The organism is Paenibacillus pectinilyticus, assembly GCF_001700435.1.
Classification (GTDB): domain Bacteria; phylum Bacillota; class Bacilli; order Paenibacillales; family NBRC-103111; genus Paenibacillus_E; species Paenibacillus_E pectinilyticus.
Genome location: NZ_LYPC01000002.1, coordinates 156,622 through 174,296, shown reverse-complemented (window position 1 = coordinate 174,296; position 17,675 = coordinate 156,622). Strand labels below are relative to the sequence as shown.

14 protein-coding genes are annotated in these 17,675 nt (G+C 46.7%); all 14 read left to right on the top strand.

Features of this window, described 5'->3' with window-relative positions; translation table 11 throughout:
• Position 1: 1 nt before the first annotated feature.
• The 14 genes from A8709_RS01070 (at position 2) to murB (ending at position 17,662) form a co-directional block, all read left to right on the top strand.
• Complete coding sequence (locus A8709_RS01070) at positions 2-1,264, top strand: adenosylhomocysteinase (RefSeq protein ID WP_065850359.1); 1,263 nt, start codon at positions 2-4, stop codon at positions 1,262-1,264.
• Between the two features lie 214 nt (positions 1,265-1,478).
• Positions 1,479-2,522, top strand: a complete 1,044-nt coding sequence (locus A8709_RS01065) for a DUF4349 domain-containing protein (RefSeq protein ID WP_065850358.1) — start codon at positions 1,479-1,481, stop codon at positions 2,520-2,522.
• A gap of 126 nt (positions 2,523-2,648) precedes the next feature.
• The gene (gene mraZ / locus A8709_RS01060) at positions 2,649-3,086 is read left to right on the top strand and encodes a division/cell wall cluster transcriptional repressor MraZ (RefSeq protein ID WP_065850357.1); all 438 of its coding nucleotides are present in this window, start codon (positions 2,649-2,651) and stop codon (positions 3,084-3,086) included.
• A 74-nt stretch (positions 3,087-3,160) separates the two neighbouring features.
• Positions 3,161-4,111 (top strand): 16S rRNA (cytosine(1402)-N(4))-methyltransferase RsmH, encoded by a 951-nt coding sequence (gene rsmH / locus A8709_RS01055; protein WP_065850356.1) that lies wholly within the window; start codon positions 3,161-3,163, stop codon positions 4,109-4,111.
• 20 nt (positions 4,112-4,131) lie between these two features.
• Complete coding sequence (ftsL, locus tag A8709_RS01050; protein WP_065850355.1) at positions 4,132-4,584, top strand: cell division protein FtsL; 453 nt, start codon at positions 4,132-4,134, stop codon at positions 4,582-4,584.
• 15 nt (positions 4,585-4,599) lie between these two features.
• A complete protein-coding gene (locus A8709_RS01045; RefSeq protein ID WP_065850354.1) occupies positions 4,600-6,894 on the top strand; it encodes a penicillin-binding transpeptidase domain-containing protein in 2,295 nt (764 codons plus the stop codon).
• An 86-nt stretch (positions 6,895-6,980) separates the two neighbouring features.
• Positions 6,981-8,909, top strand: a complete 1,929-nt coding sequence (locus A8709_RS01040) for a stage V sporulation protein D (RefSeq protein ID WP_065850353.1) — start codon at positions 6,981-6,983, stop codon at positions 8,907-8,909.
• A 100-nt stretch (positions 8,910-9,009) separates the two neighbouring features.
• Positions 9,010-10,500, top strand: a complete 1,491-nt coding sequence (locus A8709_RS01035) for a UDP-N-acetylmuramoyl-L-alanyl-D-glutamate--2,6-diaminopimelate ligase (protein ID WP_065850352.1) — start codon at positions 9,010-9,012, stop codon at positions 10,498-10,500.
• The gene (locus A8709_RS01030) at positions 10,497-11,879 is read left to right on the top strand and encodes a UDP-N-acetylmuramoyl-tripeptide--D-alanyl-D-alanine ligase (RefSeq protein ID WP_065850351.1); all 1,383 of its coding nucleotides are present in this window, start codon (positions 10,497-10,499) and stop codon (positions 11,877-11,879) included. Before A8709_RS01035 ends, A8709_RS01030 begins: the two co-directional genes overlap by 4 nt.
• 63 nt (positions 11,880-11,942) lie before the next feature.
• Positions 11,943-12,878 (top strand): phospho-N-acetylmuramoyl-pentapeptide-transferase, encoded by a 936-nt coding sequence (gene mraY, locus A8709_RS01025; RefSeq protein WP_065850472.1) that lies wholly within the window; start codon positions 11,943-11,945, stop codon positions 12,876-12,878.
• 3 nt (positions 12,879-12,881) lie between these two features.
• Positions 12,882-14,276 (top strand): UDP-N-acetylmuramoyl-L-alanine--D-glutamate ligase, encoded by a 1,395-nt coding sequence (gene murD, locus A8709_RS01020; RefSeq protein WP_065850350.1) that lies wholly within the window; start codon positions 12,882-12,884, stop codon positions 14,274-14,276.
• Between the two features lie 99 nt (positions 14,277-14,375).
• Complete coding sequence (spoVE, locus tag A8709_RS01015) at positions 14,376-15,473, top strand: stage V sporulation protein E (RefSeq protein ID WP_065850349.1); 1,098 nt, start codon at positions 14,376-14,378, stop codon at positions 15,471-15,473.
• Positions 15,474-15,480: 7 nt separating this feature from the next.
• On the top strand, positions 15,481-16,551 hold the full coding sequence (locus A8709_RS01010) for an undecaprenyldiphospho-muramoylpentapeptide beta-N-acetylglucosaminyltransferase (protein WP_065850348.1): 1,071 nt from the start codon (positions 15,481-15,483) through the stop codon (positions 16,549-16,551).
• Between the two features lie 205 nt (positions 16,552-16,756).
• Positions 16,757-17,662: a UDP-N-acetylmuramate dehydrogenase gene (gene murB, locus A8709_RS01005; RefSeq protein ID WP_065850347.1), complete on the top strand. Its 906-nt coding sequence runs from the start codon at positions 16,757-16,759 to the stop codon at positions 17,660-17,662.
• The last annotated feature ends 13 nt before the right edge of the window (positions 17,663-17,675 follow it).

The following is a 17,675-nucleotide window of genomic DNA, read 5'->3' as shown; positions in this document are numbered from 1 at the left end:
GATGACAACCGGAACTAAAAGTATCGTAACTGACATGGCGCTAGCGCCAGATGGTCATTTGAAAATTGATTGGGTACAGGCGCATATGCCTGTTTTGAACCGTATTCGCGAGCAATTTGAACAAGAACAACCTTTCAAAGGGTTGAAAGTAACGATTTCCTTGCATTTGGAAGCTAAAACAGCTTACCTAGCGAAAGTTGTAAAAGCCGGTGGAGCAGAAGTCACAATCACAGGAAGTAACCCGCTTTCCACGCAAGATGATGTCTGTGCTGCACTGGTTGAAGATGGAATTACCGTATTTGCAAAATACAATCCAACGCCTGAAGAGTATAAAGAACTTCTTATCAAATCATTGGAATCCAAACCGGATCTGATCATTGATGATGGTGGTGATTTAGTTTCTCTTTTACATTCCGAGCGTAAAGACTTAGCAGTGAATGTGCGCGGTGGCGCGGAAGAAACAACAACAGGTATTCTTCGTTTGAAAGCGATGGAAAAAGAAGGGAAGCTTGGATTCCCTATGGTTGCTGTGAATGATGCCTATTGCAAATATTTGTTCGACAATCGTTATGGTACAGGTCAATCCGTGTGGGATGGCATTAACCGTACAACGAACTTGGTTGTTGCAGGTAAAACGGTTGTTGTCGTTGGTTACGGCTGGTGCGGTAAAGGTGTGGCCATGCGTGCAAAAGGCTTAGGTGCTAACGTAATTGTTACTGAAATCGATGCGATTAAAGGTGTAGAAGCTTACATGGACGGTTTCGCTGTTATGCCGATGATTGAAGCTGCGAAATTAGGCGATTTCTTCGTGACGGTTACAGGTAATCGTGATGTCATCCGTGGTGAGCATTACAAAGTGATGAAGGATGGCGCGATTCTATCGAATGCAGGTCACTTTGACGTTGAAGTCAATAAACCAGAACTTGAGGCGATGTCATCCTCGAAGCGTACGGTTCGTCGCAACATTGAAGAATATCAATTGACTGATGGTCGTAAAGTGTACGTACTTGCTGAAGGTCGCCTAGTCAACCTAGCTGCAGGTGACGGACACCCGGCTGAAATTATGGATATGACATTTGCCCTACAGGCAATGTCTTTGAAACACGTGAATGATGCTTACGAATCCCTAGGCAAAACGGTTGTGAATGTGCCTTACGTGTTGGATGAGCAAGTGGCTCGATTCAAGCTTGAATCACTGGGTACAAGTGTAGATGCCCTTTCCGACGAGCAAAAGGCTTATCTGGATAGCTGGGATGAGCACTAGAAGTTAAAGAATCGTTTAAGTAAGAATGTCCTTTGGTCCAATTCTGGGCTAAAGGGCATTTTTTGCGTTGTAAAAAGAAAATTTACGGTTTGCAACTTTCTTGTACATGATTCCGTTTGAAGGGTGTATATCCTAAAAATGGAAAATGGGGGTTGTTAGTTTGGGGGGTAAGACTAGAGGTAGTGTAGCTTTGTTACTTGTGTGCTGTTTGTTGATGGCAGGGGTGTTAGCGGGGTGTGGTTCGACATCCTCTTCTACTTCGAAGGATGAGGCATCCTCTGTCGCGAGTTCGGCAACTAGTGCTGAAAAAATGAAAGGGCAGACATCAACAACAGCAGCGTCAGATCAATTAACAGCCGGTACAGAATCGAATGCAAGTCATGCTGCGGCTCCTGCCGCCAAAGCGGATGCGGCATCTTCCAAGCAGGTGGATAACAAAGAGGTGCCGAGTACTGTGATACCGGCAAGCGGGAACGATCAAGAGGCCGGGTTTAATCGGAAACTCATCTACCGTGCCAATCTGGTGATGCCTGTAGAGGACTACAGCAAAGCTCAGACAGCTTTACGTGATCTTGTCGCCTTAAGCGGCGCTTACATCTTGCAGTTCTCTGAGAATGCCAATACGGGCGAGAGAGGCGGTACTTACACAATTAAAGTTGCAGCGGGCGGGTTCGTATCCATGCTGGATGGGTTGGAAAAGCTGAGTCCATCTTTACAACGAAATGTGCAAGGTCAGGATGTCACCGAAGAATATGTGGATCTTAGCTCTCGGTTGACGGCCAAACAACTTGTTGAAACGAGATTACTGAGTTTTATGGAAAAGGCATCCAAAACGGATGATCTCCTTGCATTCTCCAATGAATTAGCAAAGGTGCAAGAGACGATTGAGCAGATAAAAGGAAGAATGCGTTACTTAGATCAAAATGTTTCATATTCAACAATTGAGCTGCGTATGTACCAGCAAACAGGTAAAAAGCCACTTCTTTCTGACCCTAATGAACTAACGTTAGGGGAACGGGTTCAGAAAGCGTGGGACTCTAGCCTGAATGTTTTGGTAGCCGTCATGCAAGGTGTACTCGTTTTCCTGGCAGCCGCGGTCCCTGTTTTGGTCATTTTATTGTTAATTGGCGTGCCATTTTGGGTATACAGACGCAAACGCAATGCAAAATTAGTGGAACTGCGAGCACAGTTAAAAGAGCAACATGCATCTGAACATGCACTTGAAACGACCGAACAAGGAACAAAAGGCACAGAATAGACTCAAAAATGAAAATAAATTTACTTAATCCTGCTAACTAAGCAGGATTTCTTTTATTTTTAGCGAATATTGATTCAAATGTGGTGAAAAGTGGTACAAAGTGGAGGGAAGAGGGGGCGACATGCTATGTTTATGGGCGAATATCAACATAGCATTGACGAGAAAGGCCGAATGATTATCCCGGCTAAATTTCGTGAAGCCCTTGGCGAAGCTTTTGTCATCACCCGTGGTTTGGATCAGTGTTTATTCGTTTATCCACAATCAGAATGGTTAATACTCGAACAGAAGCTTAAAGCATTGCCATTAATGAAGTCAGATGCACGTGCGTTTACCCGGTTTTTCTTCTCTGGGGCAAGCGAATGTGAACTGGATAAGCAAGGACGAGCGAACATTCCGAGCAATCTCGTTGATCATGCGAAGTTAGAAAAAGATTGTGTTGTCATCGGTGTTTCTAATCGCGTAGAGATTTGGAGTAAGCAAGTTTGGGAAAGCTATGCCAATGAGTCTGAACAGTCATTCAATGAAATCGCAGAGAAGCTGGTCGATTTTAATTTTGACTTATAGAAGATATTGCCTGTTAAGGATTAGGCGTACGAAGCCAGTTTTGCCAAGGCAAAACGTATAGGAGGACATACAGAGTGTTTCATCATGTGACTGTACTTAAAGAAGAATCTGTAGAAGGTTTACATATAAAACCAGACGGCGTTTACGTCGATTGTACCATGGGGGGAGCGGGACACAGCGCTCTTATCGCTTCCAAACTAGGCCCAGAAGGGCTGCTGATTGCCCTGGACCAAGATGATATTGCTCTAGCTAATGCACAAACTGTGCTTGCACCATATCTTGATCGTGTTGCGATTATCAAAAGTAATTTCCGAGAAATCGAGCATGTACTTCGCGGTGTTCCTAAAGCAATACGCGATGGTAAGCCTCAGGTAGACGGCATTCTATTCGATCTTGGTGTTTCCTCACCACAACTCGATGATGGTGAACGTGGATTCAGTTACAATCATGACGCTGAACTCGATATGAGAATGGATCGTGATACGACATTAACCGCCAAAACGATCGTTAATGAGTGGCCGGCTGACCAAATTGCGCGAATTTTATTTGAATATGGCGAAGAGAAGTTTTCCAGACGTATCGCAGGTGTCATTGTAGAAGCACGCAGCAAGAAACCGATTGAAACAACAGGAGAGCTCGTAGAACTGATCAAGGAAGGGATTCCTGCGGCGGCTAGACGGACAGGCGGACATCCTGCCAAGAGGAGCTTCCAAGCATTGCGAATCGCCGTAAACGATGAACTAGGTGCATTTGAAGAAGCGCTTCAGCAATCACTGAACTGTCTAGCGCCTCATGGGCGTATCGCCGTCATCACATTCCACTCGCTGGAAGATCGCATTTGCAAACAATTTTTCGTGAAAAATGTGGAGAAATGTACATGCCCGCCAGCCTTTCCAATGTGTGTTTGCGACAAAGCGGGGGATTTGAAGCTGGTTACGCGTAAACCTATTTTACCTAGTGAACATGAACTAGATGTGAATCAACGTGCAAGATCAGCTAAGTTGCGTATAGCAGAAAAGATTTGAACCAAGGGAGGAATTAATCGATGTCATCATACATTCAAGGCAATTTGGCGCTTGATCCGAAAAAGAAACCGAATACGGGGCCGCGTGTAAAGATCAAAGAAACAACGAAAGTTGTTTATCGGAATTCCTCACTGCCCGCTCAAGAAAAGATGCTGTATCTCTTCACGGTTGTTCTTTGTGTCATCGTTGCCGGAGTTATCATTTGGCGGTACGCGGCCATCTATCAGATGAATGCCGATATTCAGAAAATGCAAGGCGAGATCCGTGAAGTTCAGGCGCAGAACAGCGCTCTTAAGCAAGAAGTGGAGAAGCTGCAAAGTCCTGATCGTTTAAAAGAGGAAGCTACGCGTCTCGGGTTTAATTTACAAGATGATAAGCAAGCTAGCGTAGTTGCTCAAGCAACGTCTACTGTGAAACCGAAAACTAGCACATCTACTAGCAGTAAAAATACGAAGTCAGCTTCTAAACCGTAATGGGCAGGTATACATATGACAAAAAAAATTAAGTTGCGTTCTTTGCTAATCGGAGGGTTTTTTACCCTTCTTTTTGTTGTCCTCTTAGCCAAAGTCTATTGGATTCAAGTCGTAGAAGCCTCTTGGCTGCTAGATAAGGCTGAAAAGCGATGGGAAACAGATAAGATTCTGACACCTGTTCGCGGCTCGATTTTAGATCGGAATGATAAAGTGCTGGCTGTAGAAGCTACGGCTTATACGATTGCGCTCAACCCACAAATGATTGATAGTTTGCATATTGCCGAAGATATTTCGCAAGGCCTTGCAGATATTTTGAAAGATTCAGAGGCAAATCGGCCAACACTTGTGAATAAAATTCGTGACCTAGCAACGAAGAAGAAACAGGATGGCTCAGATTTTGCCGTGAACGTAGAAGTGAGGAACGAAGGCTGGAAGATTGAGAAGGAGAAAGCGGACCAAGTCCGAGCGCTCATCACCAATCTGCAAACCAAGCTCAAGTTGACTGCTAAAACGAGTGTAGGTATATCGATCCTGGAAGATAAGAAGCGGTACTATCCAGGTGAAACGTTAGCTTCGCATATCCTCGGATATACGAATAAAGAAGGCGAAGCCGCACTTGGGATGGAGCTTAAATTAAACGATGTTCTCAAGGGTGTTCCCGGTATGTTGAGCTATGAGAAGGATGGCAAAGGCGTCGAATTACCAGATGGTAAAGTCAACTTCAAGCCTGCTGAAGACGGAAATAATGTGCGGCTAACCATCGATAAAAACATCCAATTTTATATGGAAAGCGCCTTGGCGAAAGTGAATGAGAAGTGGCATCCTAAAGGCTTGACTGCCATTGCGGTTGATCCTCAGACCATGGAAATTCTTGCGATGGCGAATACGCCGACGTTTAATCCGAATACATATTGGACTTTTAATAATCAAACAGATTTTAAGAATAGTGCCATTTCCTCGCGATATGAGCCGGGTTCTACATTTAAGCTAGTAACACTTGCTGCAACCGTAGAAGAAGGGTTGTTCAACCCAACTGACACGTACCAATCCGGTTCAATAAAAGTATTAGATCGTACACTCCATGACCATAATCTCGTTGGTTGGGGGAAAATTTCCTACCTAGAAGGATTGAAACGATCCAGTAACGTAGCTTTTGTTAAGCTTGGCTACGAGAAGTTAACACCTCCTAAGTTAGTTGACTACATTAAGAAGTTTGGTTTTGACCAAAAAACGAATATTGATATGCCTAACGAAGTGTCCGGGCTTATTGATATGAAGTATCCATCCGAATTTGCGACGGCTACGTACGGTCAAGGGAAAGTCGTTGTAACGGCTATCCAGCAAACAGCAGCCTATGCAGCGATGGCAAACGGCGGTAAATTGATGTGGCCGCACATTGTGAAGGATATTGTGGATCCCAAAACGGGGAAAGTCATTACCCCTTTTGAACCACAAGTCATCAGACAAGTTGTCAGCCCTCAAACGGCTACACAAGTAAGTAACTATTTGGAACAAGTTGTATCGGATCAAGAGATCGGAACGGGTAAGCTTGCCTACATGGAAGATTATCGTGTAGCTGGGAAAACAGGAACAGCCAACATCGTTCTGCCTGGCCAACAAACGTATTCACCGGATACTTGGGTTATTTCGTTTATTGGCTATGCGCCTGTCGAGAATCCAAAAATCTTAATTACCCTTATTGCAGATCAACCTGATCTAGGCGGTAACTATCATTTAGGTGGACAAGTGCTTGCACCAGCTTTCAAGGAAATCGTCGGAGAATCCCTGCAATACATGGGCGTACCCTCAAGTAAGAAACCGAAAACCGTGACCAAATCAGCGAATCAATTAGATGTGCCGAATTTTATGGATGCGACCTCGGCAAGTGCGAAAGGGACGGCCAAAGATGCGGGACTTGCGTTAGAAATGTTTGGAAAAGGGGATAAGGTTGTCGATCAGTTTCCGAAGCCTGGGACGAAAATTTTATCCACGCAGCATATCTATGTCGCCATGCAGCCAGTCGAAGAAATGCCGCTTCCTAATCTGGAAGGTAAATCGCTGCGTGATGCCGTTGAGGCTTGTTCCTTCTTCAAAGTAGATTGTCAAACCTCTGGTGAGGGTTATGTGTCTTCACAATCTGCGGCAGACGAAGGCCGAGGCGTAACGTTGCAATTTAAGCCTTTAAATGAGAAAGCAGATGCGCCAGCGAGTACACCGCCTGCCTCTGCGCCGCCTGCTTCGCCAACACCAACACCATCGCCAAATAAAAAGGCGGATGCTGGACAATCAACGACGAATAAAGCACGTTAGGGAGATAGCTTGTTCTAACCCCTGTTTGTCCCGAATAGTCATGTTAGGAATGAACTTGACTTAATGGGAAGGGAGACTGAACGTTCATGCGGGCTTCTAACGTTACCGTTCGTCGCAGATTGTTTACTGCGTTAATCATTGGAACTGTTATCTTTACAGCATTGATTGTCCGATTAGCCTATGTTCAGCTTTGGATTGGACAAGATCTAGCGAGTAAAGCCGAGGATAGCTGGCGAAGAGTCATCAATTACGCGCCTAAACGAGGCGAAATTCAAGATCGTAACGGGGTGACCTTGACGTACAGCATCACGACGCCAACGATCGTCGCCATCCCTGTTCAAATTCAAGATGCCCATGCGACTGCTGCTAAGCTTGCACAAGTGCTCGAGGGTAATGAAGATGATATCTACAAACAAATTACGAAAAAAACGTCGCAAAATAATATAAGACCCTCTGGTCGTAAGATTACGATCGAGAAAGCGCAAGAAGTTCGCATGCTGCAGTTGCCGGGAATCGTGGTTGCTGAGGATAACAAACGTTATTATCCTTATGGTTCATTGGCTGCGCATATCCTTGGCTTTGCAGGTATTGATAAAGGGTTAACAGGGATTGAGTCCAAATACAATACGCAGTTAACAGGGATTCCAGGCAGTATCGCTTATATGACGGATGCCGCAGGTCGGACTCTGCAAGGTACGACGGATAAATATACAGCGCCTATAGATGGCCTAAATGTGAAATTGACAATTGACAGCCATCTACAATCGGTGATGGAACGTGAGCTGGATCAAGCTATGGTGCAGTATCAAGCGCAGAACGTGCTCGCCATCATGATGGATCCGAACACCGGTGAGATCTTGGCAATGGGAAGCCGTCCTACATATGATCCTGCTAAGTATATGGATTCACCGGCCGAAACGTATAACCGGAATTTACCGATATGGAAAACGTACGAGCCTGGTTCCACGTTCAAAATCATTACATTAGCCGCAGCGCTTGAGGAAAAGAAAGTGGATCTGAATAACGAGCAGTTTTACGATCCCGGCTCGATCGAGGTTGGCGGCGCAAGACTGCGCTGCTGGAAACGTGGTGGGCACGGCAGTGAAACGATGCTGCAAGTTGTTCAAAACTCCTGTAACCCTGGTTTTGTCGTGATGGGACAGCGTCTAGGCAAAGAGAAATTGTTTGATTATATTTCTCGATTCGGTTTTGGGAAGAAGACAGGTATTGATCTTGGCGGGGAAGAGAACGGGATCATGTTTAAACCGTCTCAAGTGGGTCCAGTCGAATTGGCTACTACCGCTTTCGGTCAAGGGGTATCCGTAACACCTATTCAACAAATTACAGCGGTTTCCGCAGCAATTAATGGCGGTAAGCTCTTTAAGCCTTTCGTTGCTAAATCCTTCTCCAATCCGGATACCGGTGAGGTTGTCAAAGTAGTAGAGCCAGAACTCGTGCGAAATGTCATCTCTGAAGCGACATCCAAGCAAGTACGTGAAGCATTAGAGAGTGTCGTGGCCAAAGGTACGGGCCGTAATGCCTTTATTGATGGGTATCGGGTTGGTGGTAAAACAGGAACAGCACAGAAAGTTATCAATGGTCGCTATTCGCCAGATGAACACATCGTTTCTTTCGTTGGCTTCGCGCCGGCGGATAATCCGAAGGTTGTCATTTATGCGGCAGTGGATGACCCGAAGGGTATTCAGTTCGGGGGTCTGATTGCAGCGCCGCTCGTTAAGAATATGATGGCAGATGCCTTGCGTTATATGAAGGTAGAACCAGACAAAAATCAACTTGACAAAGATTACCGGTACGGTGAAACACCTGTTGTTGAAGTTCCGGACTTGGTTGGCGCGTCAGTTGATGATATATTAGAAGACCTGAACATGAATTTTAAATTGGCGAAGTCAGGAAATGGTAAATATGTCATTTCGCAGGCACCTAAAGCAGGCTCGCGTGTGGATCAAGGCTCGACAATCAGAATTTTCTTATCGGATGTGGACCCAGAGAAATAGACTTCTCCAAAAAAGATTTACAAATAAGACATGTTTAGCTTTTCTACTTGCATAAAATTGTCCATAATAGATAGGAAAAACAAGGAAGAGAGGGTTGCAAATGAAACTGCAGGAACTTGCTTCCGCACTGCTCATTACCCACATACATGGCGATATCAACACGGAGATTACGGGAATTGAGGCAGACTCTCGTAAAATAAAACAAGGGGATTTGTTTCTCTGTATCCCTGGTTTGACAGCTGATGGTCACGATTATGCCCCTAAAGCGCTTGCGCTCGGGGCTTCTGCGCTTGTCACAGAACGAGTCCTGGATCTTCCAATCCCGCAGCTCGTCGTGAAAGACGCTAGATATGCGATGGCTGCGTTGTCTGCTCATTTCTACGGATATCCGAGCAAAGAACTGAAGATGATTGGCATTACAGGGACCAATGGCAAAACAACCTCGACGTATTTATTGGAAAAAATCATCGCAGATCAAGGTTTTACGACGGGATTGATGGGCAATATCCATATCAAAATTGGTGACACCTACATAGAAAACAAAGCGACGAATACCCAAGAAGCGCTGGAACTTCAGCGTATCCTTAGGCAAATGGCAGACAGCGGCACACAGTATGTGATCATGGAAGTTTCATCGCATGGTCTAGATATGGGACGGGTCAAGGGGATCCAGTTCCGATCGGGTATTTTTACGAATCTAACGCAGGATCATTTGGATTATCACAAAACGATGGATGCCTATGCGGCGGCCAAAGGGTTGCTCTTTTCTCGATTAGGGAACGGTTTCTCTGCAGATGCAGATTCGCGTCAATATGCCATTCTGAATGCGGATGATGAGGCATCGCATACCTTTCAAAAGCTAACGGCTGCGCAAGTGATTACTTACGGTATCGAAAATGAATGCGATGTACGGGCTTCACAGATCCGTATGTCAGCGAACGGGACGGAATTTGAGCTGAAATCCTTCGCAGGTGATGCACGCTTCCATACGAAACTCGTGGGTAAATTCAATGTGTATAATGCGCTCGGAGCTATTGCAGCAGCATTGGCAGAGGGGTTCCCTCTGGAAGCTATTCGTGCTAGTCTAGAAAGTATTGCCTTCGTAGATGGGCGCATGGAAGTGGTCAACGAGGGTCAGGATTACTTGGTCTTAGTGGATTATGCACATACGCCAGACGGATTAGAGAAGGCGTTATCAACCGTACGTGAGTTTGCCGAGGGTAGAGTGATTACCGTATTCGGCTGTGGCGGCGATCGCGATAGAACGAAGCGTCCGATTATGGGCAAAGTTGCCGCTCGCTACAGCGACTTTTTGTATGTGACTTCCGATAATCCGCGCACTGAAAATCCAGATGCCATTCTCGCTGACATTGAGCCAGGCTTGAAAGAAGTTGAATACCCAGTTCATCAGTATGTTTTACAGGCAGATCGCAAAAAAGCGATACAGAAGGCTATTGAAGAGGCAGGCCCTAAGGATGTAATATTGATAGCGGGAAAAGGCCACGAAACGTATCAAGATATCATGGGCGTGAAGCATGATTTCGATGATCGCTTGGTGGCTAAGGCTGCGATAAGGGGGAGAACACAGTGATTCAGCGTACAATTGTTCATATAGCAACGATGTTGGGGAGTGAGGTTTCTGGCACTTCTAATGACATATCCATACATGGTGTTTCCACTGATACACGATCTATTCAAGCTGGCAGTTTGTTCATCCCGCTTATCGGAGAGAACTTCGATGGTCATGCATATGCAGAAGATGCTTATCATAAAGGGGCAGCAGCGATTCTCTGGCAAAATGATCATGGGGCAGCGCCAGAGGGCATTCCGTATATCCTTGTGGCGGATACACTTGCAGCTTTACAGCGTTTGGCCAAAGCCTATCGCAAAGAGCTTCCTGTTCGCATCATTGGCATTACAGGAAGTAATGGCAAAACCACGACCAAAGATCTGGTAGCTTCCGTCCTAGGCAGTACATTCGAGGTTCATAAAACAAAAGGAAACTTGAATAATCATATTGGCTTACCGCTTACGCTGCTCCAATTAGAAGAAACAACACAATTTGCTGTTGTTGAAATGGGCATGAGCGGACGCGGCGAGATTGCGCTCTTATCCGAAATTGCAGAACCAGAAGCCGCGATCATCACGATGATCGGCGAATCGCATCTGCTGCAGCTGGGTTCACGGGATGAAATCGCCCGTGCGAAGGCTGAGATTGTCACGGGGATGCCTAGTGACAGCTTGATCATCTATAACGGCGATGAGCCGTTAATTGAACAAGCGCTCGGCGAGCTGGCGCTGCCGGCAGGGTTGCGTCGGATTCGCTTCGGCCATGCCGAAAGCAATGATCGCTATCCGACCGGCATCCGAATGGATGCGGACGGGGCGTACTTCACCATCAATTCTACGGATTATCCGGAATTGTTCATTCCCTTGCTCGGCACGCATAACGTCATTAATGCGCTTGCGGCCATCAGCATCGGGGAGGCCTTCGGCGCCTCACCAGAAGCCATTGCAGCGGGGCTGCGCTCGCTGCAGATGACGAGCATGCGCATCGAGAAGCTCACGGCAGCCTCTGGGCTGACCGTGCTTAACGATGCGTATAACGCCAGTCCCGCCTCTATGCGGGCGGCGATCGCCTTGACCGAGCAGCTGAGCGGCTTCGGTCGGAAGTTCCTCGTGCTCGGCGACATGCTGGAGCTTGGCGAGCACGAAGAGCAGTTCCATCGCGGCATAGGCGCGATGCTGTCGCCGGAACGTGTAGACTACGTCTTCACGTTCGGTCGGCTCGGCCGCTTCATCGCGGATGAAGCGGCTCCGCACTTCCCGGAGGCGCAGGTGCGCGCCTACGAGGACAAGGCGCAGCTCGCGGAGGAGCTCGCTGCAATGGCACGAGCCGAGGATCTCGTGCTCGTGAAGGGCTCGCGCGGCATGCGGCTCGAGCAGGTAGTACAAAGCTTACTCGCCTGATCGGCGTAAAGGCAAGATCATTTAGCAGGGGGAACCAACGTGGAAAACACAGTTTTATTAACAATGGGTGTGGCTTTCGTGCTTGCGCTAATCATGGGGCCGCTATGTATACCTATTCTAAGGCGCATGAAATTCGGTCAACAAATTCGGGAGGATGGCCCGCAAGGCCATCTCAAAAAACAAGGCACCCCAACGATGGGCGGCGTCATTATTTTACTTGCCCTCTCGTTGGCTACCCTTCGTTTTGCAGATAAAAATACAGATTTACTCATTCTTCTATTGGCCTCATTAGGTTATGGACTTGTTGGATTCCTGGATGATTATATTAAAATTATTTTTAAACGTTCGCTAGGCTTAACAGCTAAGCAAAAGCTTTTCGGTCAATTGCTGATTTCGGCGGTTGTTTGTGTTTTGCTCGTTACGCAAGGGCATAACACTGAGCTTTATGTGCCCTTTGTTTCCTTCCACTTCGATGCAGGGTGGCTGTATTTCCCACTTATGGCGATTCTAATGCTAGGCGCTTCGAATGCCGTTAACTTTACAGACGGCTTAGATGGCTTGTTAGCAGGGACAAGTGCAATTGCTTTCGGTGCTTATACGATCATTGCCATGAATAATACGCAGCCAGAAGCGGCGATATTCTCAGCGGCCATGGTAGGTGCGGTACTCGGATTTCTTGTCTTTAATGCGCATCCTGCTAAAGTCTTCATGGGGGATACGGGTTCCTTGGGAATTGGTGGGGGACTAGTCGCTGTAGCGATCTTAACCAAAGCAGAGCTATTGCTTGCTATTATTGGCGGAGTTTTCTTAATTGAAATTTTATCTGTCGTGATCCAAGTCGTATCTTTCAAAACGAGGAAGAAGCGCGTGTTCAAAATGAGTCCAATCCATCACCATTTCGAATTGGTTGGATGGTCTGAATGGCGTGTTGTAATTACATTCTGGGTCGTGGGTCTGGTACTTGCGATACTCGGATTATATATGAATGAGGTGTTGTAGAATATGAAGCATCCGCGGGATTATCGTGGACTTGAAGTGGTTGTACTCGGCTTGGCTCGCAGCGGTGTCGCTGCAGCTAAGCTTTTTCATCAACATGGAGCCATCGTCACTGTTAACGACAAAAAGGAACGAAGTGCGTGCCCTGAAGCCGACGAACTTACGGCTCTGGGTATTTCTGTTATTTGTGGCTATCATCCGGAGTCTCTTGTTCATGAGGGGATTTCGCTAGTCGTTAAAAACCCAGGCATTCCTTACTCCGTTGAACCGATCCGTAAAGCGGAGCAACTGGGAATTGAGGTAGTGACCGAAGTTGAAGTTGCTTACCAATTCTGTGAAGCGCCGATCATCGGGATAACGGGATCGAATGGAAAAACGACAACGACTACGTTAATCGGTTTGATGCTAGAGGAAGCTGGATTGAAGCCTGTCGTCGCAGGCAATATTGGTCGTGCCTTGACGGAAGCAGCACCAGAAGTGACATCGGAGAATTGGATGGTTGTAGAGTTAAGCTCATTTCAGTTAAAAGGAACAACGGCGTTCCGTCCTACGATTGGGCTGCTTCTCAATGTTTACGAAACACATCTGGATTACCATGGTTCTATGGATGACTATATCGCTTCGAAAGCCAAATTATTTGAGAATCAAACCGAAGCCGATACGGCTATTTTGAACTGGGATAAAGAAGTGTGTCAGCGTCTAATTCCAAGTCTTAAGGCGAAACAGTTTCATTTTTCCATGAAAGAAAAGCTCGAATATGGTGTGTATCTGGATGTTGATTCGGACGTAATGGTCTATGCAGATGGTAAGGGTCATATTCAATCCATACTTCCTGCGGCTGAAATGGGCATGCCGGCTAGTTTCAACGTTGAGAACGCGCTAGCAGCAGCTGCTGCGGCGATTACGGCAGGTGTGGACATAGCGACGATCGCTAGTGTGTTGAGAAGCTTCCAAGGCGTAGAGCACCGTTTGGAGCTTGTGAGAGTGCTTGATGGTGTTACGTTTTATAATAACTCCAAAGCCACGAATTCAGCCGCATCTGTGAAATCCATCGAGGCGTTCAACCAACCCGTTGTACTGATCGCAGGGGGCCTAGATCGAGGATCAGATTACATGGAACTGCTGCCTACGTTCAAGGAGCGCATCAAAGGCGTTGTAACTTTAGGTCAAACCAAAGAGAAAATTAAGCATATTGCCCAATTGGCAGGGATTAGCAAGGTTCAAACCGTCGATACTGCTAAGGATGCAGCGGACGCGGTTTCACAAGCCGTGCAGCTTGCCTGGGAGATGAGTGAACAGGGGGATGTTGTCCTTCTGTCACCTGCTTGTGCAAGTTGGGATATGTTTCCATCCTATGAGGACAGGGGACGCATGTTTAAGGAGTCCGTGCATAACCTTTAAGTAGGGCTTATCCACTTTAATGGACGTGCAGATTGACGGACTAGTGTCAATTCAATTGTCATTAGATGGAAGCCCACAACTGACAAAGAGGTGTCTGTAATGGGTAAAGCACGCTCCGCTCCTGACATTTGGATTATTATTCCGACCTTGCTGCTTTTGACAATCGGCGTTATTATGGTCTACAGCGCTAGTAGTGTTCTTGCATTTCGGGAATTTGGCGACTCGTTCTATTATTTGAAAAGACAGCTGATTTTCGCGGTGCTTGGTGTGATCGCGATGTTTTTCACGATGAACGTCGACTATTTGGTATGGAAACGGTTTGGCAAAATTGCGCTCTTCGTCTGTTTCGGGATGCTCGTCATCGTGTTGATCCCAGGGATTGGCGTCGTTCGCGGCGGTGCTCGAAGCTGGTTAGGGATCGGCGCTTTTGGGATTCAACCCTCTGAGTTTATGAAGATTGGGATGATTCTCTTTCTTGCGAAGCTGCTATCTGAAAATCAATCGAAGATCACCTTTTTTACCAAAGGTTTATTACCGCCGCTGGGGATTATGGGATTGGCCTTCGGCCTCATCATGCTGCAACCGGACTTAGGAACGGGTGTCGTCCTTGTTGGCGCTTCGCTATTAATTATCTACACATCCGGTGCGAGATTGCTTCATCTGTCATATCTAGGTATGATAGGGATTGCTGGTTTTGTGGGTCTGGTTATTGCTGCACCTTATCGTTTGCAGCGGATTACCGCATTTCTAGATCCGTGGCAGGATCCACTGGGCGCAGGTTATCAATCTATTCAATCTCTCTATGCTATTGGTCCTGGCGGGCTAGTAGGACTTGGTTTAGGCATGAGTCGGCAAAAGTACAGCTACTTACCAGAGCCGCAGACGGATTTTATTTTTTCCATTATCGCTGAAGAACTTGGCTTTATTGGCGGCACGTTGGTACTGCTGTTGTTCACGATTCTAGTATGGCGAGGTATGCGCGCAGCGATTACGGCACCAGATACGTTTGCTAGTTTAATTGCAGTCGGCATTATCGGCATGATTGCGGTTCAAGTTATTATTAATATTGGCGTTGTTATTGGGATGTTCCCGGTAACTGGTATTACGCTGCCATTCATAAGTGCAGGGGGCTCCTCGTTGACGCTCATGCTGACATCTGTTGGCATCCTGCTTAATATATCCCGCTATTCGAGGTGACAGGGGAATGAAAACGATCGTTTTTACCGGAGGTGGCTCTGCAGGCCACGTTACGCCTAATCTGGCGCTGATGCATAAGCTGAAGCAGATGGGTTGGGAAATCAAATACATAGGTTCGGCTACGGGCATTGAAAAAGACATTATCGAAAGAGAAGGGGTTCCTTTCTACCCAATCTCATCAGGGAAACTGCGTCGTTATTTTGATGTCAAAAATATAAAAGATCCGTTCAGAGTCATGAAAGGTGTTTATGAATCTTACCGATTACTTAAACGTTTGAAGCCCGCCATTGTCTTTTCGAAAGGCGGGTTCGTTTCCGTTCCAGTCGTTCTAGGAAGTCGAATGAACAATATTCCTGTAATTATTCATGAATCTGATATGACGCCAGGCTTAGCTAATAAAATTTCAATTCCTTTCGCAACGAAAGTCTGTGTAACGTTTCCTGAATCCCTTTCGCATATCAAAGGTGGTAAGTCTGTGCTTACTGGACTGCCGATCCGTGAAAATATGAATGCCGGTAAGGCTTCCCGTGCTCTGCAATTATGCGATTTCCATTCACAGAAACCCGTTATTTTGATCATGGGTGGAAGTTTGGGTTCGCAAGTACTCAATCAGGCAGTACGTGCCAATTTGGGGCGTTTGCTGACACAATTTCAGATTGTGCACCTTTGCGGCAAAGGCAATGTTGCTGAAGAGCACGTTACGACGCGTGGCTACAAGCAATTCGAATATTTAAATGAGGAGCTTCCCGATGTGCTGGCAATGACTGATCTTGTTATTTCCCGTGCGGGAGCTACGTCTATTTTTGAATTTTTGGGCTTAGAGAAGCCGATGCTGCTTATCCCGCTTTCCCGTCTTGCGAGTCGCGGAGACCAGATTCTGAATGCGGCCTCGTTTCAGAATGCGGGTTACGCGGACGTGATTCAAGAAGAAGAACTCACGGTAGATGGCCTTGCTGAACGCGTTGAGGCACTGTATAAGAACCGTGAGACATATAAGGCTGCCATGCAATTGCGCAATGAGAGAGATGCAGTTGCAACCATTGTTAAGTTGATTGAAACGCATAGCGCTTCGTTTTGATTTTGTTAAAGCGTATAGGCGATTGTCACACTCTATCCGATTTTACATAAACTACACTATAACCGTGACAGACACCTAGAGCTTCCTAAGTCACCATGCTTCGAAGACCGGCCAACTTCGACAAGGCGCTTAGGCATGAAATGTTTGGTACTTCCATCAGTTAGTCCTTACATTTTGCCCTACGTTCTGTGAAGGAGGTTTTCCCATGCAGAAGTTAATAGCCGACTTACAGGCATCAAATATTGGCGAGATAAGAACGAATGAACGACTTGCTCCATATACCACTTGGAAAATCGGCGGTCCGGCTGATTGTTTGATTATTCCTGGGTCCAAAGAGCAGGTTACTGAGGCCATCCAGTTTCTCTATCAACGTGGCATCCCTTGGACCATCATCGGTCGAGGCTCCAACTTGCTAATCCGGGATAAAGGAATTCGAGGCGTCGTCATTAAACTAGGTTCGGCGTTAGATACGCTTCGCTTCGAAGGGGCGATGGTTGTTGCTGGCGGTTCCTATTCGTTCATTAAATTGTCCGTACTCGCGGCCAGAGAAGGTCTAACTGGACTGGAGTTTGCTTCTGGCATTCCCGGTTCTGTGGGAGGCGCCGTCTACATGAATGCAGGGGCCCATGGGTCCGATGTGTCACGCATACTCAAGCAGGCTGAAGTCATCCTGGATACAGGGGAATTGGTCGTCATGCAGGCAGATGATTTGAAATATGCTTATCGGCATTCTATTTTGCATACGTTGCCTGGCATTGTAACAGAGGCTGTCTTTGAATTACAGGCTGGAGACCGTAACGAAATCGCAGGGGCCATGGCGGCTTACCGAGATCGTCGTCTTCGCACACAACCGCTTCAATTAGCTTGTGCAGGGAGTGTATTCCGCAACCCCGAAGGGGGATTCGCAGCTAAGCTTATCGAAGAAGCAGGCCTGAAAGGCAAACGTGTCGGTGGAGCTGAAATCTCGATGCTTCACGCCAATTTCATTGTTAATACTGGAGAAGCTACAGCCGAGGACGTTCTTACCCTGATTAGCGAAGTACAGCAGATCGTAGAGCAAGTGTACGGGATTAAGCTAGTACCTGAGGTTCTGGTCATGGGTGAGAGGTAAATCGGAGGTGGAA

Bases quoted from the DNA above. Each gene is read 5' to 3' on its own strand.
- mraY (WP_065850472.1), top strand. From the start codon at position 11,943: ATGGGTGTGGCTTTCGTGCTTGCGCTAATCATGGGGCCGCTATGTATA.
- A8709_RS01070 (WP_065850359.1), top strand. From the start codon at position 2: ATGACAACCGGAACTAAAAGTATCGTAACTGACATGGCGCTAGCGCCA.
- A8709_RS01040 (WP_065850353.1), top strand. From the start codon at position 6,981: ATGCGGGCTTCTAACGTTACCGTTCGTCGCAGATTGTTTACTGCGTTA.
- murB (WP_065850347.1), top strand. From the start codon at position 16,757: ATGCAGAAGTTAATAGCCGACTTACAGGCATCAAATATTGGCGAGATA.
- ftsL (WP_065850355.1), top strand. From the start codon at position 4,132: ATGTCATCATACATTCAAGGCAATTTGGCGCTTGATCCGAAAAAGAAA.
- A8709_RS01010 (WP_065850348.1), top strand. From the start codon at position 15,481: ATGAAAACGATCGTTTTTACCGGAGGTGGCTCTGCAGGCCACGTTACG.
- A8709_RS01045 (WP_065850354.1), top strand. From the start codon at position 4,600: ATGACAAAAAAAATTAAGTTGCGTTCTTTGCTAATCGGAGGGTTTTTT.
- mraZ (WP_065850357.1), top strand. From the start codon at position 2,649: ATGTTTATGGGCGAATATCAACATAGCATTGACGAGAAAGGCCGAATG.
- A8709_RS01065 (WP_065850358.1), top strand. From the start codon at position 1,479: ATGGCAGGGGTGTTAGCGGGGTGTGGTTCGACATCCTCTTCTACTTCG.
- spoVE (WP_065850349.1), top strand. From the start codon at position 14,376: ATGGGTAAAGCACGCTCCGCTCCTGACATTTGGATTATTATTCCGACC.
- murD (WP_065850350.1), top strand. From the start codon at position 12,882: ATGAAGCATCCGCGGGATTATCGTGGACTTGAAGTGGTTGTACTCGGC.
- A8709_RS01035 (WP_065850352.1), top strand. From the start codon at position 9,010: ATGAAACTGCAGGAACTTGCTTCCGCACTGCTCATTACCCACATACAT.